Source organism: Acinetobacter sp. 22512 (assembly GCF_052044755.1).
In the GTDB taxonomy this organism is placed as follows: Bacteria; Pseudomonadota; Gammaproteobacteria; order Pseudomonadales; family Moraxellaceae; genus Acinetobacter; species Acinetobacter pittii.
The window spans coordinates 234,039-252,240 of sequence record NZ_JBQENP010000004.1; the positions used below are offsets into that span (position 1 = coordinate 234,039).

Genomic DNA, 18,202 nt, shown 5'->3' on the forward strand with positions numbered 1-18,202 from the left:
TATGGTGGATTTTGCAGAACATCGTAAAGCGTTACTCTGCAATGATGCACAATCCATTGCTGACTATGAGTCAGCAATGGGCGAAGCGGTAAAAGCCGTTTCAGCATGGTTGCAAAATGAAAAGATGTACACTGGTGGTAGCATTAAAGAATTGCGTTCAGCAATTTCTTTCCAACCTTCAAAAGAAGGTATGGGTGTACAAGAATCTCTTCAACGTATGATTGAGCTTTTCTTGAATAAAAGCTTGAAAGTACATCATCCACATTCATTAGCACATTTACACTGCCCAACCATGGTGATGAGCCAGATTGCGGAAGTGTTAATCAATGCAACTAACCAATCTATGGACTCATGGGATCAAAGCCCGGCAGGTTCATTAATGGAAGTTCAGCTCATTGATTGGTTGCGTCAAAAAGTAGGTTATGGTTCTGGTCAGGCTGGTGTTTTCACTTCTGGCGGTACTCAATCTAACTTGATGGGTGTATTGCTTGCTCGTGACTGGTGCATCTCGAAAAACTGGAAAGACGAAAATGGTAATCCATGGTCTGTACAGCGTGATGGTATTCCTGCCGATGCAATGAAAAACGTCAAAGTCATTTGTTCTGAAAATGCACATTTCTCTGTGCAAAAGAACATGGCAATGATGGGCATGGGCTTCCAGTCAGTTGTGACTGTTCCTGTGAATGAAAATGCACAAATGGATGTAGATGCTCTCGAAAAAACGATGGCGCATCTTCAGTCTGAAGGTAAAGTTGTTGCTTGTGTCGTTGCGACAGCAGGTACGACTGATGCCGGTGCAATTGACCCATTGAAGAAAATCCGTGAAATTACCAATAAATATGGTTCATGGATGCATATCGATGCGGCATGGGGCGGTGCATTAATTCTGTCAAATGACTATCGTGCAATGCTTGATGGTATTGAGTTGTCTGACTCGATTACCCTCGACTTCCATAAGCATTATTTCCAAAGCATTAGCTGTGGCGCGTTCTTGTTGAAAGATGAAGCGAACTATCGTTTCATGCACTACGAAGCTGAATACTTGAACTCTGCTTATGACGAAGAGCACGGTGTACCAAACCTTGTGTCTAAGTCATTACAAACGACTCGTCGTTTTGATGCATTGAAATTGTGGATGACAATTGAATCACTAGGTGAAGACCTTTATGGTTCAATGATTGACCATGGTGTAAAACTTACTCGTGAAGTTGCAGATTACATCAAGGCAACTGATGGTTTAGAACTTTTAGTTGAGCCTCAGTTTGCTTCGGTATTATTCCGTGTTGTTCCACAAGGCTACCCAGCTGAGTTTATCGATAGCTTGAACCAAAACGTAGCGGACGAATTGTTTGCACGTGGTGAAGCAAATATCGGTGTAACAAAAGTGGGTAATGTACAGTCATTGAAAATGACAACATTAAGCCCTGTTGTGACATTCGAAAACGTTAAAAACCTTTTAGGTCAAGTATTGGCTGAAGCTGACCGCATTAAAGATGCAATTGCTTCTGGTAACTATGTACCACCAATCGACTAATTGAGTTGATAACAAAAAAAGCTCGGTTTATTACCGGGCTTTTTTATGGCAGATTGTTTTTATTTGGATTGTGTATGAAGAAAAGAATACATGCACAAATCATGCATATTTTCAAAAAACAAAAATAATTATGCATGATTTATGGGGAGCAAATTTCTTATTGTATTGGTATGTCCCCAATATTTTTGGTCACATTGATATATCAATATCGTACTTACTTTAAATAATCCCGCTTTAACTGAAAAAAGTAAGTGGCTGTAATTACAATTAAGACAAGGAAGAAGAAATGCAACAAGCGAATATGCTCAATGAATTTAAACTCATTATTGGCGGTCAACTTTGTTCAGGTGAACAAGGTGAACTAGAAATTCTTAACCCTGCTACTGGCTTAACTGCTGCACGTTGTGCAAAAGCATCGGTTGCGCAAGTAAATCAGGCAGTGAGTGCTGCTAAACAAGCATCTAAAGCTTGGCAACAAGTTTCACACGAAGAGCGTAAGTTAATCTTGAACAAGATTGCCGATAGCATTGAAAAGCACGCTGAAATGCTCGCAGAGTTGGTTGTGCTTGAACAAGGTAAGCCACTCGCACTTGCTCAAATGGAAGTGCAGGGCGCAATTGGCTGGACTCGCTATGCGGCTGCGATGGATTTACCTGTAGAAGTAATTGAAGACAGTGAAACCAAGCGTATTGAGCGCCATCGCCAACCATTAGGTGTAGTGGCTTCAATTACACCATGGAACTGGCCACTGATGATTGCAGTTTGGCACATCATGCCTGCATTGCGTGCGGGTAACGTGGTCATTAGCAAACCTTCTGAATACACACCACTATCAACTTTGCGTTTATGTGAAATCATTCAGCAAGAAGTTCCTGCTGGTGTAATTTCGATTGTGGTTGGTGCTGGTGAGATTGGCGAAGCATTATCTTCTCATCCAGATGTACAAAAAGTTGTATTTACGGGTTCAACTCGAACAGGCCAGCACATTATGGCCGGTGCAGCTCAGCAGCTAAAACACTTAACTTTAGAGTTGGGTGGTAATGATGCTGGTATTGTATTACCAGATGCAAATATCGATGAAATTGCACCTAAGATTTTTAATATGGCGTTCTTGAATGCCGGTCAAACATGTGCAGCCTTAAAGCGCTTATACGTTCATGAAAGCCAGTATGAAGCTTTATCTCAAAAGTTAGCTGATATTGCCAACGCTCAAGTTGTGGGTGATGGTATGGCATCTTCTACAACATTTGGTCCAGTACAAAACAAAATGCAATATAACAAAGTGAAAGCACTTATTGCCGATGCCATTTCTCAAGGAGCAAAAGCACTTTCTGGGCAACAGCAGCTACCAGAGCAGGGCTACTTTATTGCACCAACTATATTGACTGAAGTTTCTGATTCTTGCCGCGTGGTGCAAGAAGAACAGTTTGGCCCTGTATTACCTGTTTTAAAATATACCGATATCAACGATGCAATTGCTCGTGCCAATGACAGTGAGTTTGGTTTGGGTGGTTCAATCTGGTCGTCAGATATTAAAGCAGCACAGACTTACGCTAGTCAGCTTCAATGTGGTACTGTTTGGATTAATACCCATGCAGAAGTTCTTCCTCATGCGCCTTTTGGCGGCTGGAAAATGTCTGGCCTAGGTGCTGAATTTGGCTTGGAAGGTTTGCTTGAAAATACAATTGGGCAAACAGTCCATATTAGTAAAGTCTAAATATTAACTTTAAGGCGGATCTATTATCCGCCTTTTTATTTTCACTTTATTTAAGAGTGAAATGCTTAGTTTACTTATTGGGAGTGATGATAGCTCATACTTTTAGGTTTGATTAAAAAATGATTCTGTTCTTTAATTTTTTTAAGAACAATGTAAGACTTTATATGGCCAATAAAATTATAAGAAAGCAATCTTTCGGTCACAAATTGAGAAAGCTGTTCTAAGTTTTCAGCAACGACTTTTAAAATAAAATCTGCATCACCACTAATTGAGAATGCATCCTGAATGTTGTCTTCAGCTTCAATGAGCTCTTGAAAAGCCTGCTGTGATTTTGCCTCGTGTGTCCTTAAATTAATATGAATCATTGCTGTAACTTCCAGTCCTAGCGCCTGCTGCTGGATGCGTGCAGTGTAGCCTAGAATTATGCCTTTTTGCTCGAGTAATTGACGTCGTCGTGAACATTGCGAAGCAGATAAACCAATTAAATCTCCTATTTCTTGATTAGTGAGCCGCCCATTCTTTTGTAGTGCCTGAATGATTTGCCAGTCGAACTTATCCATTGCATAAAATCCTTTTATGATACACAAATCATGTATTTTTATTAAAATGCGTTTCCATTATGCACAAAATATAAAAGATAGATGAAATATTATTTTTCTATGGAATAAAAATTGGTCTCAAAGGATATAGAGCAATGTTCATAGAAATCGGTGACTTTTTAAATCTTCGTTTAAAACAAATGGGTATCCAACATCTTTTTGGTGTACCTGGTGATTTTAACCTCTCATATCTAGAACAAGTTGAAGCAGACCCACAACTCGAATTTATTGGAAATTGTAATGAATTAAATGCTGCCTATGCAGCTGATGGTTATGCACGAATTAACGGTTTTTCTGCCTTGGCAACCACTTATGGTGTAGGTGACTTAAGTGCGATTAATGGTATTGCAGGTGCCTATGCAGAAAATGTACCTCTTATTCATATCTCAGGAATTCCACCGTTACATGCGGTTCAAAAGGGCACACTAATACATCATACGCTTGTCGATGGTAACTACGACAATATTATGAACTGTATGAAAGAGTTCACAGTTGCCCAAACACGTTTAACTCCTGCAAATGCAGCTTTTGAAATTGACCGTGTATTACGTCAGTGTTTCCTGGAACGCCGTCCTGTGCACATTCAACTACCAGGCGATATTACTCACGTTAAGATTGAAGTATCTGAACGTCCGCTTGACTTAAGCTACCCAGCTGTTGAACCTGAATTATTGCAGAGTGTGGTAAGCAAACTCTGTGACATTATTGAGAATGCTCAAAGTCCAGCGCTTTTAATAGATAATGAAGCTTCAGTTTTTGGTGTAACTTCACTTTTAAATGATTTATCTCAAAAATGCTCAATTCCATTTGCAGGCATGAATACTGCAAAAAATATTATGGATGAAGGTTCACCTCGTTACATTGGAACTTATGTGGGTGGGGCAAGCCAGCCTCATGTGAAAAATATCATTGAACAATCCGACTGTTTAATTGGTGTTGGTGCACGCTTTACCGATGTAGGCTCAGCTGTATTTACTCATCAAATTGAGACCAAAAACTACATCGAAATTAAATCTTATGGCCTAAATATTTTTGGTCAGGATTTTCCAGGTATTGAAATTGGACAATTACTTGTCGAGCTAAATAAAAAAGTTGCGCCACGTAAATCAACAACCCCTCTTCTTGAAAAACAACCTCAGAAAGTAATTGAAGCTCCAGCTCAACAAAAGCTAAGCCAAGATGTGCTTTGGAATTACATTTCAGGGTTCTTAAAAGAAGATGATGTGATTATTGGTGAGGTAGGAACATCAAACTCTGCTTTGTCAGGTATCAAACTTCCTGCTACAGCTAAATATATTGCTCAGCCGCTTTGGGGTTCTATTGGTTATACCTTGCCAGCTTTACTTGGTAGCTTGCTGGCAGCTCCTGAACGCCGTCAAATTTTATTTATTGGCGATGGTTCTTTCCAGCTTACGGTACAAGAGCTTTCTACAATTATCCGTCATGGTTTAAAACCAATCATTTTCTTGCTGAACAATGGCGGCTATACCATTGAGCGCTTAATTATGGGTGAAAACGCGGCCTATAACGACGTGCAAAACTGGAAATACACTGAAATTCCTGCGGTATTTAACGGTAAAAAAGGCCATACAACTTATGTGGTTGAAACCGCTGGCCAGCTCAAGAGCGTTTTAGAAAATGTTCAGCAAAATGATCAGTTAACTTTCATTGAATTAAAACTACCAGCAATGGATGCGCCGGTAAGTTTGAAAAAATTTGCTTCTGTGATTGCTCGTTTTGACTACGGTGATCGCGGTTACGAAATTTTAAAGGAGCGTTCCCAACCGATTAAATGTAAGGATGCAATCTCTTTTTAAATAGAAGACAGGACAAGTCTTCTCAAAAATTAAATGGACTCATATTAAAGCTACTTATTTCCGAAGGCCGGGTTCTGGCCTTCGGATATGGTGCTGAATAAAGGTGTACAGGAAGTGACACCAACATTGGAGATAATGTTATGGATGCAAACAATAAGCACGAGTTAAAACAAGGCTTATCCAATCGGCATATTCAACTCATCGCACTCGGAGGGGCGATTGGTACAGGATTATTCTTAGGTCTTTCACAAACAATTAAATTGGCTGGTCCTTCAATTTTATTAGGATATGCAATTGCAGGAATTATTGCCTTTTTAATTATGCGCCATTTAGGTGAAATGGTTGTTGAAGAGCCGGTCAGTGGTTCTTTTAGTTATTTTGCGAACAAATATTGGGGCAAAATGGCGGGTTTTATGTCTGGCTGGAACTATTGGGTATTATATGTACTCGTCAGCATGGCTGAATTGAGTGCGATTGGGACGTTTATACAGTTTTGGTGGCCTGAAATTCCGACATGGCTGACTGCTTTATTTTTCTTTATTTTAATTAACGGCATTAACTTGGTAAATGTCCGCTTTTTTGGGGAATCCGAGTTCTTATTTTCCTGCATTAAAATTGTTGCCATTTTAAGTATGATTGGTTTCGGTGCTTATCTTTTACTTTCAGGCTCAGCAGGTCCGCAAGCGGGTGTTGCAAATTTATGGCAACACGGTGGTTTCTTCCCGCACGGGATTCACGGTTTTGTCATGGCTTTAGCTGTCATTATGTTTGCATTTGGTGGCTTGGAATTAATTGGTATTGCTGCAGCTGAAACGAAGAAACCGGAAACCACTATTCCTAAAGCAGTAAATCAGATTGTGTACCGTATTTTAATTTTTTATATCGGTGCAATCGGTATTCTTTTATGTCTTTATCCATGGAACATGGTGGCAGAAGGCGGCAGTCCATTTGTTATGATTTTCCAGTCACTCAATAGTAACGGTGTTGCGAACGTTCTGAACTTTGTGGTCTTGATTGCTGCTATTTCAGTTTATAACAGCTGTATCTATTGTAATAGCCGTATGTTGCATGGTTTGGCAGAGCAGGGTAATGCTCCTGCAATTTTGAAAAAAGTAAACAGTCGCGGTATTCCAGTTCCAGCAGCAGTTGTTTCTGCATCTATTACAGCAATATGTGTGGTCGTGAATTATCTGATTCCTGGTCAAGCTTTTCAGCTCTTCATGATGCTTGTGGTGGCTGCACTTGTCATTAACTGGCTCATGATTTCAGTGACGCATTTGAAATTTACCAAAGCAATGAAATTGCAAAGACGCCAAACTAAGTTCCAAAGCATTATGAGTCCTTGGAGTAATTATTTAACCATTAGCTTTGTATGCTTTATTCTTATTATTATGGCGATGACTCCAGATATGAGATTGGCAGTTATTTTAGGGCCAATCTGGCTTGTTGTTTTAGCTGTGATGTACTTCTTAAAATATCGTAAAAAAATGGTTGTTCTGCCAGAAGTACAATCGAATTGATCCTTTAAATTGACAATGATATTGCGGTTATCAGCCTTAGGGTCGGTAACCCTTTATCTTTTGTCATATTATTTTCATGTTACAAAGAAATTGTTTTTTTCTAGAAATTTTTAATAATAATTTTAATGACAGAAAATATTTAAATAATAAAATTAATAAATCAGTAAATTACCGTTTTTTAATATATTTATAATACCTTTTGTTTTTATATTTTATAAAAAATAAAAATTTAATATTTTTAGTTAATGTCATAATATAGATTGATAGAGAGGGTTAAATAATCTCTGTATTTAAAATAACTAATTGATAGTACATAAAAAATATTAATGTGACAGTTAACAATATCGAAATCATTAAAGCGTCATCATACTGTAACTTAATTGTCATATTTTCTATTCACAATGCAGCTATCGAAGAGCGTACAAGCACTCAACAAAAAGTGACGTACAACCTATTGCATTAATGAGAGAGAACAGAATGCGCTTAAATCCACGTCAAATCGCAATTGCGTTAGCAGTAACTGGGGCAGCTGTAACAACGACTGCAAATGCAGCTCGTGATACGATTCAAATTGCTGGTTCTTCAACTGTATTACCGTTTGCCAGCGTTGTAGCTGAAGAGTTTGGTAATACTTTCCCTCAATTTAAAACTCCTGTAGTTGGTTCTGGCGGTTCTTCTGCTGGTTTGAAACAATTCTGTCAAGGTGTTGGCGATAACACGATCGACGTTGCTAACTCTTCTCGTAAAATTAAAAGCACTGAAATCGAAGCTTGTAACAAAGCTGGTGTAAAACAAATTCAAGAAATCAAAATCGGTTACGACGGTATTGTATTCGCGTCTAACTCAAACAAAGCAGCTTATAAATTAAAACCTTACCACGTGTTTGCTGCTTTAGCTGCACAGTTACCTTCAAAAGGTAAATTGGTTCCAAACCCATATACAAACTGGAATCAAATTGATAAAACACTTCCAAATGAACCGATTACTCTTGTAATCCCTGCATCTAACCACGGTACTCGTGAAGTTTTCCAAGAGAAAATGGTTGAAGCTGGTTGTGAAGCATATGAATACTTCAAGAGCTTAGATAAAGATGCTCAGAAGAAAGCATGTTCTACTTTCCGTAAAGATGGCCGTGTAATTGAAATCGCTGGTGACTATACAGAAACATTAGCGCGCTTAAAGACTTCTCCAAGTGCAGTAGGCGTGTTTGGTTTAAGTTTCTATGACATGAACCGTGACAAGTTACGTGTAGCAACAGTAAACAACGTTGTTCCATCTGAGAAGACAGTATTGAATGGTACATACCCTGTATCTCGCCCATTGTACTTCTACGTGAAAGGCGAACACTTAAAATCAGTTAAAGGCTTACCGCAATATGTAGAATATTTCGTAAGCAAGAAAGCAACTGGTAAAGGTTCTAAAGCTGAACGTGATGGTTTAATCGCGATGTCTGATGCTGAACGTGCAAAAGTTTTGGCTGACTTTAAAGCAGGTAAAACTGTTAAATAAGTTAGTTTGAATGAAGGCTGGTGATCTTAAGAGTTCATCAGCCTTTTTGTCTAACTTGTTTTTCCAAATTATGACAATTGAGAAAACAGTGGAGAGTACATGAATCTGCTACTTATCGGTGTGCTGTTAGCCCTTGTGGCCATCGCATATCAACTTGGGCTGAGAAAGAGCCGTAACATAGCAGGTAAGGGAAGCAACTCGGCGACGTTACATTCTCGTCCTGGTTATTATGGCGCACTGGTTGGTCTTTGGTGCGGTATCCCTGCTTTTTTAATTTTGATCATTTGGAACTTGGTTGAACCAAGTATTTTAAATCATATTATTTTTAATAATATTCCGGCGTCTGTAAGTGCTTCTCTTGATGAAGCGGGTAGAAGTGTATTGGTTGATCGTGTTCAATCAATTGCTTCAGGTTTTGGGGTGAGCGATAAACCGGCAGCCTACGAATTAGCTGCTGCTCAACAGTTTGCAAAATTTCAAACCATTGGCTCTTTTGCCAAATTTGCTGTTGTAATTTGTGCTGCTTTATTGGGGTTGGTTTGGGCAAAGAAAAAAATCAGCCAACAATATCGTGCTCGTAACCAAGTTGAACGTGCCATTAATGTTGGTTTGATTTTATGTTCTGGTGTTGCGATTTTGACAACCATCGGTATCGTAATGTCGATGTTTGGCGAAGCAATGCACTTCTTCCGTTTTGTCAGTCCAATGGACTTTTTCTTTGGTACAGAATGGAATCCGGGCTTTAGTACTTCTGGTAATGCTGAAGGCAGTTATGGTTTATTACCATTGCTATGGGGGACGCTCATGGTCAGTGGTATCGCTCTACTCGTTGCTGTACCAGTTGGATTAATGATCGCAATTTATTTAGCTGAATATGCTTCACCATGGTTCCGCTCATGGGCAAAACCGACAATTGAAGTCTTAGCGGGTATTCCAACAATTGTTTATGGTGTATTTGCCATGATGATTATTGGACCATTCTTTAAAGCAGCGGGTGCATATGTTGGTTTAGAGATTAATGCGACGAGTGCTTTAACTGCTGGCTTTGTAATGGGAATTATGATTATCCCGTTTGTATCATCTTTGTCAGATGACATTATTACTCAAGTCCCGCGTGCACTACGTGACGGTTCTTTAGGACTTGGTGCGACTAAGTCTGAAACAATTCGTCAAGTCGTATTACCAGCAGCTTTACCGGGTATTACAGGCGCTTTCTTATTGGCAGTCTCTCGCGCTGTTGGGGAAACCATGATTGTGGTTTTAGCAGCAGGGAACAGCCCACTTTTACACGCAAATCCATTTGAAGCTGTTTCGACAGTGACAGTAACTATTGTAAAACAGTTGACTGGAGATACAGACTTCTCAAGTCCACAAGCATTGGTTGCATTCGCGCTAGGTTTAACACTATTTGTTATTACCTTGGGATTAAATATTGTAGCACTGTACATTGTGCGTAAATACCGTGAGCAATACGAATGAGTACATCAAATACATCGTCTCCTATGGATCAGAACGTATTTGATCCGAAAACTGCTGCCGAAACACGTGAACGACGTAAACAGGTTATTGAAAAATCTTTGGCTAAACGTCATCGCAAAGAAAAAGCTTTCCGTTTTGCGGGTTTCTCGGCAGTCATTATTGGTCTTGCATTCGTTGCTCTCTTGTTCGGTAGTATCTTGGCAAAAGGTTTACCTGCTTTTTGGCAAACCAGTATGAATGTTCCAATTTACTTTGACCCTAAAGTGATTGATGCAGGACCAGTACCTGTACGTACTCAAGGTGAAACACCTGCGCATTACCAAGAACGTTATGTCGATTGGCAAACTAAAATGGGTATGGTCGATTGGGATGGCATCATTGTAAATGGAATGATTGCTAAAGATCCTGCACTTGCATCACAACGTGACTACTTGAGTAGCTTATATGCAAGCTCGGAAGCTTATCGTCTACGTGATATGGTTTTTGCAGATCCATCACTTATTGGTAAAAAAGAAAATATTACCTTCTTAGGTGATGCGAATGTCGATGTTTGGTTAAAAGGTAATATTGATCGTTCATTACCAGATGATCAGCAACAACTCGATCCAGAAGTGCGTAAGCTCGCAGATGAATTAAAGGCGAAAGGTGTTCTTGAAAGTACATTTAACTTGAACTTATTTAAGAATCCTGACTCTCGTAGTTCTCCAGCAATTAGTGGTCTTGCAGGTGCATTCATGGGTTCATTATTCATGATGCTGATTGTGATCATCATTGCGATCCCAATTGGTGTTGCCAGCGCAATCTATCTTGAAGAGTTTGCTCCAAAAAATGTTCTGACCGACATTATTGAAGTAAATATTAATAACCTTGCTGCTGTTCCTTCTATCGTATTTGGTTTACTTGGTGCTGCAATTTTCATTGGTTGGATGCATTTGCCTTTATCAGCTCCGCTGGTGGGTGGTTTGGTTTTAAGCTTAATGACACTACCAACAGTCATCATTACCACGCGCGCTTCATTAAAAGCAGTGCCACCTTCTATTCGACAAGCGGCACTTGGTTTGGGAGCTTCTAAGTTCCAAACGATTTTCCATCACGTTTTACCGTTGGCATTACCGGGCATTATGACAGGTGCAATTATTGGTGTTGCACATGCGCTTGGTGAAACCGCACCTTTACTTTTAATTGGAATGAGTGCATTCGTTGCAAGTATTCCAGCAACTCCATTTGATCAAGCAACTGCTTTACCTGTACAGGTCTACTTATGGCAGGGTAATGAGTTGCGTAACTTCTTCGAAGGCCGTACTGCTGCTGCGATTATCGTACTGCTTGCATTAATGATTGGTTTAAACAGTCTTGCAATTTGGTTACGTAAAAAGTTCGAAGTGCGTTGGTAATAGAGGATAAATCATGAATACTATTGATATTACGAATTCCTTAGAAAAGGATAAGTTAGTGAATACTGAACAATCTCAATTTACAGATAAATCGCTGAATCATGGCACTTCGTATGTTTCGCATTTTGAACCACATACTTCAAAAAAGCAGAACTCAAACGAAATCAAAATTAGTGCACAAGATGCCCATGTTTATTATGGTGATTTTGAAGCTATCAAAGGTATTGACCTAGATATTTACCAAAATGAAGTGATCGCATTTATTGGTCCTTCAGGCTGTGGTAAATCAACGTTTCTTCGTACGTTAAACCGTATGAACGATACGATTGATGGTTGCCGCGTAACAGGTAAAATTACCCTTGATAACCACAATATTTATGACCCAAATCTAGACGTTGTATTATTGCGTGCTCAGGTTGGTATGGTGTTCCAAAAGCCAAACCCATTCCCTAAATCTATTTTTGACAACGTGGCTTATGGCCCTAAACTTCACGGTTTAGCGCGTGATAAATATGACCTAGAAGAAATTGTTGAAAATAGCTTACGTAAAGCTGGTTTGTGGGATGAGGTTAAAGACCGTTTGAATCAGCCAGGTACAGGTTTATCAGGTGGTCAGCAACAACGTTTATGTATTGCACGTACCATTGCTGTTAGTCCTGAAGTGATTTTAATGGATGAGCCGTGTTCGGCACTCGATCCAATTGCAACAGCAAAAGTAGAAGAACTTATTTCTGAATTGTCGAATCAATACACAATTGTGATTGTGACTCACTCAATGCAACAAGCGGCACGTGTTTCTGATCGTACTGCTTATTTCCATTTAGGTGATTTAATTGAAGTCAACTCAACTGAAAAAGTCTTTACTCAACCTGACCATCAGTTAACGGAAGCGTATATTACTGGTCGCTTCGGTTGATTAATAAACAATAAAAGAAAAAGAGCCACGTGCTCTTTTTTTTATTTTATAAATGAAAATGAATCTATTTTGCAAAATCGCTATTGAATTTTAATCAAAAGGACCACATCTTAAGGCTATAAAGATAAACTTATGAGCTTAGAATTTTATGTTATTCCATTTGCCTAAACTCCCTGCGGAAATACGTGTTAGTCATTTAAATGCACGTGTAAATGAACAGAGAAAAAAAATTGCACAAACTACGGCAAGCCGTTTAGAACTTTTACAATTAGCTCAACAACTTGCTAAAGAAGCTAAAATTCGCCGTAAAAATAATCAGAAAATTTTTGTTTTAGATTTCAAAGGTGATATTCAAGCTTCGGCAGTTGAAAACTTACGTGAAGAAATTACCCTGATTTTAGCAACTGCTAAAGCAGGACGTGATCGTATTGTAGTTCGTCTTGAAAGCCCAGGTGGTATGGTGCATGGTTATGGTCTAGCAGCAGCTCAGTTGGTGCGTTTACGCGATGCAGGTTTTCATTTAACAATTTGTGTTGATAAAGTCGCTGCAAGTGGTGGCTATATGATGGCATGTATTGCAAATGAAATTATTGCAGCACCGTTTGCTATTGTGGGTTCAATTGGCGTGGTTGCTCAAGTTCCAAACTTTAATCGTCTTTTAAAAGAACACAATGTGGATTTTGAGCTTTACACAGCAGGGCAGTATAAGCGTACAGTCACCATGTTTGGTGAAAATACGCCTGAAGGTAAAGCGAAGTTCGAAGAAGAACTGCAACAAACTCATGTTTTATTTAAGCACTTTGTTGAAAAATATCGCCCACAGCTTAATGTTGATAAGGTGGCGACAGGTGAGCATTGGTATGGTGAAGATGCCCTAGATCTGAACCTTGTTGATAAATTACAAACATCTGATGAGTATTTATTAGCTTTATTGCCACAACATGATGTTTATGTCATTAATACACGTAAGAAAGCGACCTTAGGTGAAAAGCTGGGTTTACAAGCAGCGCAAATGGCCGATAGTTTGATTCCTACTGTAATGAGTAAAGTCATGGAAAGCCTAGCAAAGGCGAATACGACGCTTGTGCAGGTACGTGATCCAAAACTATAAGTTTATCTAATTCAAATGTTATAAAAGACCAGCTTAAATGCTGGTTTTTTTATAAAGTTAATATTCAAAATTGTCTTATTAAATGTGCTTAGATTTTTAATGGAAAGTAAAAAATAAATGTTGATAAATATAATTTTTGAATTGTGATAAACACATGGTTTTGATATTTTAAACAGCAATAAAATAGCTTTTAAATGAAATATTTAAAAAGTTAGACATTTAAAAATATAACTGAAATTTAGGACAGGAAATAATGACAAGAATAATTGTAGCATCCAAAGAGGGTTTGGACGTTCTGCAAGATGGTCAGCTCAATAAGGTCGTGTTAAGTAAACCTTCTATTATTCAAATTGGCGTAAGTCAAAAAGATATAGCATCGGTGGAAAAACAAGGTGGAAATCTAGTCGTCCATTTAAAAAATGGAGAGACTATTGTTTTAGAAAATTTCTTTAATGGAGCAACGAATACAACAGAACATTCACTTGTTCTTCCGACTGAACATGGAAAATTTGTTGAAGCACAATTTGACGCTCAGGGTAAGGTGATCCACTATACAGGTTTAAACCATGTCACAGATTTAGCCTATACCAGCACGAGCCAACCAGCTTCAACAATGGCGGTTGATGATTCCCCAACTTTTTCGATGGGTAACGTGCTAAAAGCAGGTTTAGCGGTTTTAGCCGCTGAAGGTTTATATCTTTGGGCTTTTGATAATGATGACAAAGATGACTCGCCTGTTAATGTTCCAACCACTGCGAAACCAACAGAAGTAAAACTTGCAGATGATGCTGTTACGGTCACTGGTAAAGCCGAAGCTAATGCAAAAATTTATATTAAAGATTTAAGTGGAAATGTAATTGCTTCAGGTAACGCAGATGCAAGTGGTAATTTTACGATTAAGCTCGATAAACCTTTGACAGATGGAAATAAATTAAATGTTTCAGCTCAAAGTGAAGGTGGCAGTGAGTCCACTGCTGCTTCGATTACAGGTACCAAAGATACAATTGCTCCAGATGCTCCCCAAACTCAGCTGAGTGATGATGGCTCATTGGTAACTGGTAAAACTGAAGCAAATGCAAAAATCACTGTTTATGATGCTAGTGGTAATGTACTAGGCACTGTAACTGCGAATAAAGATGGTATTTTTTCTTTAAAACTTACTCCTCCATTGACGAGTGACGCGGGTGGAAAAGTTATAGCTGAAGATGCAGCGGGTAATAAATCTGAACCAACTAAAATTATTGCCGGAAAGGATACTTTCGCTCCAGATGTTCCTTTAGTTGAAGTCAATAAAGAAGGTACCACGGTTGAAGGACAAACTGAGCCTAATGCAAAAGTTCAGATAAAAGATGCTGATGGTAAAGTAATTGGTACGGGTACCGCAAACGCTCAAGGCGAATTTCAAATTACGCTTTCTCCAGCATTAAAAGAGTCACAAAAGGCAACAGTTGTTGTTGAAGATGCAGCAGGTAATACCTCTAAACCTTTAGAAGTTTCTCCAAGTTATGACTCTATTGCACCTGATAAACCTGTTGCTCAAATTAATGCTGATGGAACAACCGTAACAGGTACAACCGAAGCAAATGCAAAAGTTGAAATTAAAGATACGACAGGTAAGGTCATTGGTACGGGAACGGCAGATGCAAATGGAAAATTTACAATTACGATTTCGCCTGCTTTAACTGATAACAAACATGCTTCAGTTGCGGCTATTGATAGTGCAGGAAATAAATCTGAGGTTCTTGATATTATTGGTACTAAGGACACAACACCACCTGCAAAACCTGTTTTAAACAGTGTGGATGATGATGTTGGTGCTCTAAAAGGTGCGATTACTGCTGGTTCAGAAACTGACGATGCAAGACCAAAGCTGACAGGCTCAGGTGAGGCAAATGCAACTTTAACCATTTATGATAATGGTGTTGCTATTGGGATTGTAAATGTAAGTAGTAGTCGATCATGGAGCTTTACACTCGATAAAGACTTAGCAATTGGTAAACATACGATTACTTTAACTCAAACAGATGCAGCAGGCCTTACAAGTGAAGTGAGTTCACCATTTACGTTTTATGTGGTCGCTCCAAAGGTTACAAGTTTAAGTGAGGTAGCTGTTGATACTGCTCATACAGAAACTGTATCTGTTGCTGATAGTGCTGGGTTAAATACATTAAAGTTAGTACAAAGCACAACAAATGAAACGGATAGCCAGCAGCAGAAATCTGTGCCAATAGATGATTTGTTAAAAAGCTCTACGTCTAGTGAACCAGACCCAATTGAAACTCTTTTGTCTTCAGCGGCATTAAAGCCTACTCAGGTAAATGATCAGAGTGATATAACTACGAACGCTAGTAATATCACTGCCAATCTTGAGCATGTTTTACCTGATACAACTTCTTCAGTTTTACAAAGCCTTTTAGAACAAACTTATCCTGTTGTCTAAAGTGATCTTAAAAAAAGCGCCCATTGAGCGCTTTTTTATTTATGAGTTATTTGTTTTAGATGGAAGCATCAGTGCAAGAAGTCCATAGAAAATTGCCCCAATAGTCGCTAACAGCATATCTTTATGGGCATCCCACATATCGCCTTGTTGCCCATTATAATTTTCGGCTTCTTCGGGAGATAATCCAATAGCAATTGCCCATTCAATAAGTTCATATAAAACACTTGATGCCATTACAAATTGAACTACTAATAAAAAAAGACTGAATGGCTTTACTGATGGTAACCACACTTGAAACACGCGATAAGTAAGAGGGTAGAGAAAAATACCATAGGCAAGATGAACCAAACGATCATACATATTACGGGACCAACCCATGTATTGATCTAAATTAAAATTGAATACCTGTTGTATCCAATCATTGTATGGAACGTATGAATAAAGGTAATGTGCGCCAACAATATGGATGAGCAAAAACAGCAGATAGAAAGTAAAACTTAAAAAATCGAGTCCAATCTTCTTAAAAATAACAAAGAGCAAAATCAACATAAACACTGTGCCCGCTTGATGAAGTAAATAGGCTTCAAATTCAAGAGGCTGAATAGCTGAAATGACAATCGCAATCAAAAGCAAGCCAAGAGCAATATAGTGTTTAAGTTTGAATTGTTTTTCGATCATTTTATGAAGTCTTTATTGTGATTTATATGAGTGTAATAAAAAAGCGAAGCCTAAGCTCCGCTTTTTGTAAACTTTTTAATTAGATTTTGCTAATTAAATCGTTAATTTGTTTCGCTTGTTCAGCTGCATTACCTGTGTAAGTTGCAGGCGTAAGTTCAGCTAAGCGCGCACGTTCTTCGCTTGGTACTTGAGAAAGCTCTTCACCATTTACGAAATTAACCATCATGTCACGCGTCATTGCTTGACCACGAGTTAATGCTTTTAATTTTTCGTATGGTTTTTCAATATTGTAGCGACGCATTACAGTTTGAATTGGTTCAGCTAAAACTTCTTGAGCTTGGTCTAAATCTTCATTTAAACGGTTTGCATTTAACTCAAGTTTACCAACACCTTTTAAGCACGCATCGAAAGCAATTAAGCTTTGTGCAAAACCAACACCCATATTACGTAATACAGTTGAGTCAGTTAAATCACGCTGCCAGCGTGAAATTGGTAATTTTTCACCTAAGTGAGCCAATACTGCATTTGCAATACCTAAGTTACCTTCAGAGTTTTCAAAGTCAATTGGGTTAACTTTGTGTGGCATTGTTGATGAACCAACTTCGCCTTCTTTCAATTTTTGTTTGAAATAACCTAAAGAGATGTAACCCCATACGTCACGGTTAAAGTCGATTAAAATCGTATTGAAACGACGTAACGCATCAAACAACTCTGCCATGTAGTCATGTGGTTCGATTTGAGTTGTATAAGGGTTGAATGCTAAACCTAAAGATTCAACAAAAGCTTGTGCGTGAGCAGCCCAATCAACATCTGGATAAGCAGAAAGGTGAGCATTGTAGTTACCTACAGCACCATTGATTTTGCCAAGTAACTCAACGTTTTCAAATTGTTTGATTTGACGAGCTAAACGGTATGCCACGTTCGCCATTTCTTTACCCAAAGTTGTTGGGCTAGCAGTTTGACCGTGTGTACGAGACAACATTGGTTGTTCAGCGTGAGTCGTTGCCAAAGCAGAGATCGCATTCAGGATTTGCTTCATGCTTGATACTAAAACTTCACGACCATTTTTAAGCATAAGCGCGTGAGACAAGTTGTTGATGTCTTCAGAAGTACATGCAAAGTGAATGAATTCACCCGCATTTTGTAATTCTGCGATACCGGCAATTTTCTCTTTTAAGAAATACTCAACTGCTTTAACGTCATGGTTAGTCGTACGTTCAATCTCTTTAATACGATTTGCATCTTCTTCAGAGAAGTTGCTAACAATTGCATCTAAAGCTGCATTTGTTTCGTTTGAAAAAGGTGCAACTTCAACAATTTCTGGACGGTTAGAAAGTGCTTGTAACCAACGCACTTCTACAGTGACACGAGCATGGATTAAACCAAACTCAGAAAGAAAAGGGCGTAGCGCATCACATTTGCTGGCATAACGTCCATCTAATGGTGATAGTGCGGTTAAAGCGTTCATAACGATTCCTTAATGTTGGA

At 38.7% G+C, this 18,202-nt stretch carries 13 protein-coding genes; 10 read left to right on the forward strand and 3 right to left on the reverse strand.

The window, feature by feature from the left end:
- The first annotated feature begins 1 nt into the window (after nt 1).
- Nucleotides 2-1,534: a pyridoxal phosphate-dependent decarboxylase family protein gene (locus ACTJJG_RS06775; protein WP_017399290.1), complete on the forward strand. Its 1,533-nt coding sequence runs from the start codon at nt 2-4 to the stop codon at nt 1,532-1,534.
- A 286-nt stretch (nt 1,535-1,820) separates the two neighbouring features.
- On the forward strand, nt 1,821-3,251 hold the full coding sequence (locus tag ACTJJG_RS06780; protein ID WP_032055269.1) for an aldehyde dehydrogenase family protein: 1,431 nt from the start codon (nt 1,821-1,823) through the stop codon (nt 3,249-3,251).
- A 74-nt stretch (nt 3,252-3,325) separates the two neighbouring features.
- Here ACTJJG_RS06780 and ACTJJG_RS06785 read toward each other — a convergent pair whose 3' ends face one another.
- The gene (locus tag ACTJJG_RS06785; RefSeq protein WP_004700117.1) at nt 3,326-3,811 is read right to left on the reverse strand and encodes an Lrp/AsnC family transcriptional regulator; all 486 of its coding nucleotides are present in this window, start codon (nt 3,809-3,811) and stop codon (nt 3,326-3,328) included.
- 134 nt (nt 3,812-3,945) lie between these two features.
- Here ACTJJG_RS06785 and ACTJJG_RS06790 point away from each other — a divergent pair, with 134 nt between their 5' ends.
- From ACTJJG_RS06790 to blp2, 8 genes are all read left to right on the forward strand, one after another.
- A complete protein-coding gene (locus tag ACTJJG_RS06790) occupies nt 3,946-5,667 on the forward strand; it encodes an alpha-keto acid decarboxylase family protein (RefSeq protein ID WP_032055272.1) in 1,722 nt (573 codons plus the stop codon).
- A 140-nt stretch (nt 5,668-5,807) separates the two neighbouring features.
- Nucleotides 5,808-7,187 carry an amino acid permease gene (locus ACTJJG_RS06795; RefSeq protein WP_005073263.1) on the forward strand — a complete coding sequence of 460 codons (1,380 nt, stop codon included), beginning with the start codon at nt 5,808-5,810 and terminating at the stop codon, nt 7,185-7,187.
- A 477-nt stretch (nt 7,188-7,664) separates the two neighbouring features.
- Nucleotides 7,665-8,696, forward strand: a complete 1,032-nt coding sequence (locus ACTJJG_RS06800; RefSeq protein ID WP_005073265.1) for a substrate-binding domain-containing protein — start codon at nt 7,665-7,667, stop codon at nt 8,694-8,696.
- 99 nt (nt 8,697-8,795) lie between these two features.
- Nucleotides 8,796-10,175, forward strand: a complete 1,380-nt coding sequence (gene pstC / locus ACTJJG_RS06805) for a phosphate ABC transporter permease subunit PstC (RefSeq protein ID WP_002119004.1) — start codon at nt 8,796-8,798, stop codon at nt 10,173-10,175.
- Nucleotides 10,172-11,569 carry a phosphate ABC transporter permease PstA gene (gene pstA / locus ACTJJG_RS06810; protein WP_005073268.1) on the forward strand — a complete coding sequence of 466 codons (1,398 nt, stop codon included), beginning with the start codon at nt 10,172-10,174 and terminating at the stop codon, nt 11,567-11,569. The genes pstC and pstA overlap by 4 nt, the downstream gene beginning before the upstream one ends.
- Nucleotides 11,570-11,582: 13 nt before the next feature.
- Nucleotides 11,583-12,485, forward strand: a complete 903-nt coding sequence (gene pstB, locus ACTJJG_RS06815; RefSeq protein WP_005067963.1) for a phosphate ABC transporter ATP-binding protein PstB — start codon at nt 11,583-11,585, stop codon at nt 12,483-12,485.
- A gap of 148 nt (nt 12,486-12,633) precedes the next feature.
- Nucleotides 12,634-13,596 carry a protease SohB gene (sohB, locus tag ACTJJG_RS06820; RefSeq protein ID WP_002118820.1) on the forward strand — a complete coding sequence of 321 codons (963 nt, stop codon included), beginning with the start codon at nt 12,634-12,636 and terminating at the stop codon, nt 13,594-13,596.
- A gap of 253 nt (nt 13,597-13,849) precedes the next feature.
- Nucleotides 13,850-16,036: an Ig-like repeat protein Blp2 gene (gene blp2, locus ACTJJG_RS06825; protein WP_372552531.1), complete on the forward strand. Its 2,187-nt coding sequence runs from the start codon at nt 13,850-13,852 to the stop codon at nt 16,034-16,036.
- Nucleotides 16,037-16,075: 39 nt separating this feature from the next.
- Here blp2 and ACTJJG_RS06830 read toward each other — a convergent pair whose 3' ends face one another.
- Both ACTJJG_RS06830 and purB read right to left on the reverse strand, forming a co-directional pair.
- Nucleotides 16,076-16,714 carry a DUF2238 domain-containing protein gene (locus ACTJJG_RS06830; RefSeq protein WP_017387269.1) on the reverse strand — a complete coding sequence of 213 codons (639 nt, stop codon included), beginning with the start codon at nt 16,712-16,714 and terminating at the stop codon, nt 16,076-16,078.
- 79 nt (nt 16,715-16,793) lie between these two features.
- Nucleotides 16,794-18,182 (reverse strand): adenylosuccinate lyase, encoded by a 1,389-nt coding sequence (purB, locus tag ACTJJG_RS06835; RefSeq protein WP_032063059.1) that lies wholly within the window; start codon nt 18,180-18,182, stop codon nt 16,794-16,796.
- Between the last annotated feature and the right edge of the window lie 20 nt (nt 18,183-18,202).

Bases quoted from the DNA above. Each gene is read 5' to 3' on its own strand.
- ACTJJG_RS06775 (WP_017399290.1), top strand. From the start codon at position 2: ATGGTGGATTTTGCAGAACATCGTAAAGCGTTACTCTGCAATGATGCA.
- ACTJJG_RS06780 (WP_032055269.1), top strand. From the start codon at position 1,821: ATGCAACAAGCGAATATGCTCAATGAATTTAAACTCATTATTGGCGGT.
- ACTJJG_RS06785 (WP_004700117.1), bottom strand. From the start codon at position 3,811: ATGGATAAGTTCGACTGGCAAATCATTCAGGCACTACAAAAGAATGGG.
- ACTJJG_RS06790 (WP_032055272.1), top strand. From the start codon at position 3,946: ATGTTCATAGAAATCGGTGACTTTTTAAATCTTCGTTTAAAACAAATG.
- ACTJJG_RS06795 (WP_005073263.1), top strand. From the start codon at position 5,808: ATGGATGCAAACAATAAGCACGAGTTAAAACAAGGCTTATCCAATCGG.
- ACTJJG_RS06800 (WP_005073265.1), top strand. From the start codon at position 7,665: ATGCGCTTAAATCCACGTCAAATCGCAATTGCGTTAGCAGTAACTGGG.
- pstC (WP_002119004.1), top strand. From the start codon at position 8,796: ATGAATCTGCTACTTATCGGTGTGCTGTTAGCCCTTGTGGCCATCGCA.
- pstA (WP_005073268.1), top strand. From the start codon at position 10,172: ATGAGTACATCAAATACATCGTCTCCTATGGATCAGAACGTATTTGAT.
- pstB (WP_005067963.1), top strand. From the start codon at position 11,583: ATGAATACTATTGATATTACGAATTCCTTAGAAAAGGATAAGTTAGTG.
- sohB (WP_002118820.1), top strand. From the start codon at position 12,634: ATGTTATTCCATTTGCCTAAACTCCCTGCGGAAATACGTGTTAGTCAT.
- blp2 (WP_372552531.1), top strand. From the start codon at position 13,850: ATGACAAGAATAATTGTAGCATCCAAAGAGGGTTTGGACGTTCTGCAA.
- ACTJJG_RS06830 (WP_017387269.1), bottom strand. From the start codon at position 16,714: ATGATCGAAAAACAATTCAAACTTAAACACTATATTGCTCTTGGCTTG.
- purB (WP_032063059.1), bottom strand. From the start codon at position 18,182: ATGAACGCTTTAACCGCACTATCACCATTAGATGGACGTTATGCCAGC.